This window comes from Geminicoccus flavidas, from assembly GCF_009806515.1.
Classification (GTDB): Bacteria; Pseudomonadota; Alphaproteobacteria; order Geminicoccales; family Geminicoccaceae; genus Geminicoccus; species Geminicoccus flavidus.
In genome coordinates this window covers 1-350 of sequence record NZ_WUJP01000338.1, presented here as the reverse complement: position 1 = coordinate 350, position 350 = coordinate 1, and the positions used below count along the sequence as shown (strand labels likewise).

Here is a 350-nt window from a genome sequence, read left to right as displayed (position 1 = left end):
AGATCTGGACCGTCGCCCGCCACCACTCCTCCGGCTCCTGCTCGGTCCAGCCGGGTGCCGGCGTGAGCAGGGGATATTCCCGTACCGCGCTGGCGAGCACGCTGCCGTCCGGGCCCACCAGCAGGCCCTTGACCGCCGAGGTGCCGACATCGATTCCGATCGTGGCGCGCTGCATTCCGGTTCCTCCCGACCCCTGGCCCATCCCTCGCGCGCCCGCTGCACCGGCGCAACCGGAAGATCACTCTCTGCCGCCCCGACCACCCCGTCCGGCGGGATCAGGGTCGCCAGGCCCGGCCATTTCTGCGCGGCAGGATTTGCCGGTGGTCGGCAGGATCTGCCGGGCGGGTGGC

1 protein-coding gene is annotated in these 350 nt (G+C 72.3%); it reads right to left on the bottom strand.

The features are described from left to right. Nucleotides 1-175: FGGY family carbohydrate kinase (locus tag EQG76_RS33355; protein WP_407925518.1), on the bottom strand; the 175-nt coding region annotated here is incomplete at its 3' end. Between the last annotated feature and the right edge of the window lie 175 nt (nucleotides 176-350).